Consider the following 1,922-nt stretch of genomic DNA (forward strand, 5'->3'; position numbering starts at 1 on the left):
GGACGGCGGCCAGCTCGGCCGCCTGCACCGCCTGCCGCCGCAGCCGCCGGCCGAGGTGGGTCCCGGTCCAGGTCATGATGATGGTCAGGACCGCGCCGGCGGTGCCCGTGACCAGGCCCCGCCAGCCGCCGTCGTACGCGGTGAGCTGGTAGAGGCACAGCGGCGCCGCCATCACGACCGCGAGCCGGAGCCCGGCGAACAGGCCCCACAGGGCGGCGGTCGCCGCGGCGTAGACCGCCATGAGCGGCGAGCCCGCCAACGGCAGCAGCGCCACTACCGCCACGGCGGTGTCCCCCGCGAGCAGGATCCCGTTGCGGGCGTAGAACCGGCCCCGGGTGTCCCAGTTCAGCGCGGGCACGAACGAGAACGGCGCGGCGAGCACCACCAGGAACACGCCGAGCCAGCCCGCGCCGTCGAGCAGCGCGAGCACCAGGGCGAACGCCAGGACCACGAGCCGCACCTGGCACAGCAGGCGCACCGCCGGGCCGATGGCACGCTGGGTGAGCGCGTCCATGGCGTGCCTCGGGCTCAGCCGCTCAGAAAAGTTCACCGAGCACCCCCGCGTTGGCGACCAGCACCGCCGAGACGATGAGGATCAGCGCGCCCGGCAGGATCGTCATCGTCACCGCCAGGGACACCAGGGGCGCCGCCCGCGCCGCACGCTGGCGCACGGTCTCGGCGTGCTCGCGCCGCACGTCCGAGGCGATGCCGGTGAGCGCGTCCGCCAGCGGCACGCCCAGCTCCTCCGCCTGCAACAACGCTGTCACGAAGGACCCGACGGCAGGCGACTTGCTGCGCTCGCGCAGCGCCACGAAGGTCTGCCGACGGGACGCGCCGACGTTCATCTCCTCCAGCGCCGTACGCATCTCGGCCGCCAGCGCACCGCCGTGGAACTCGCACACCCGCTCCAGGGCCTGCCGGAAGCCGAGGCCCGCCGTGACGGTCACGGCCAGGACGTCGAGGAAGTCGGGCAGCTCGGTGTCGATCTGCCGCCGGCGCCGGGCCGCCTCGGTGTACAGCCAGATCCGCATCCAGGCGCACAGCACCAGGCCGATCGGCACGCCCACCGTCCACAGGTCCTGGACCACGAACAGCAGCCCGAACAGGACGCCCAGCAGCACGAGGCCCGCCTCGCGCCGCACGAACATCGTCAGGGTCACGCCCTCGGGCCGGCCCGCCCGCCGGATGACGGTGTCGAGCCGCTGCAGGCGCTGCCGCCCGTACAGCCGCACGGCCAGCGGCAGCAGCGGCGCGCCGATCCGGTCCAGCACGGCCACGAACCCGCGCGGCCGCTCCTCGGCCTCGGGGGCGTACTCGGCCTCGACGTCCTCCAGGCCCGTGCTGGTCAGCAGCCGCAGCGCCACCATCCCCAGCACCACCGCCAGCGCGGCACCAGCCGCGACGATCAGCCCCTCCACGTCACACCTCCACCCGCGACAGCCGCCGGACCACCAGGTAGCCGACGACGAACAGGCCGGTCGCGACCAGGAGCACCACCTGGCCCGCCAGGTTCGTGATCATCACGTCCACGACGCCGGGGCTGAACGCGTTCATCAGCGCCACCGCGCCGAACGCCAGGAAGATCACCGTGTACCCCGAGAACTGGGCGCCCATCGTGGACGTCACCACCTCGCGGCGCAGACGGCGCCGCTCCTCCAGCGTCTGCCCGATGCCGCCCAGCGCGGTGACCAGCTCGCCGCCCGAGCGACCCTGGATGGTCAGCGTCTGCACCAGCACCGACAGCTCCCGGGAGGGCAGCCGCTCGCTCAGCCCGGACAGCGCGTCCCGCATGGACCGGCCCACCGCCATCTCCGCGCTGACCTGCGCCACCTCGGACGCCGCCGGCTCGGACATCTCCTCGGCCGCCATCTCCAGCGAGCGGCGCACGGCCAGCCCCGCCGAGGCGCCGTTCGCCAGCAGCC

At 74.1% G+C, this 1,922-nt stretch carries 3 protein-coding genes; all 3 read right to left on the minus strand.

Features of this window, described 5'->3' with window-relative positions:
* Positions 1–514, minus strand: a 514-nt coding sequence (locus tag PROKR_RS36550; RefSeq protein ID WP_036970635.1) for a hypothetical protein, incomplete at its 3' end; no start/stop codon positions are given.
* A 22-nt stretch (positions 515–536) separates the two neighbouring features.
* Positions 537–1,418, minus strand: a complete 882-nt coding sequence (locus PROKR_RS28535) for a type II secretion system F family protein (RefSeq protein ID WP_036970638.1) — start codon at positions 1,416–1,418, stop codon at positions 537–539.
* A gap of 1 nt (position 1,419) precedes the next feature.
* A partial coding sequence (locus PROKR_RS28540; RefSeq protein ID WP_036970640.1) for a type II secretion system F family protein occupies positions 1,420–1,922 on the minus strand: 503 nt, incomplete at its 5' end.

Origin of the sequence: Promicromonospora kroppenstedtii DSM 19349, from assembly GCF_000515355.1 — a bacterium.
Lineage (GTDB): Bacteria > Actinomycetota > Actinomycetes > Actinomycetales > Cellulomonadaceae > Promicromonospora > Promicromonospora kroppenstedtii.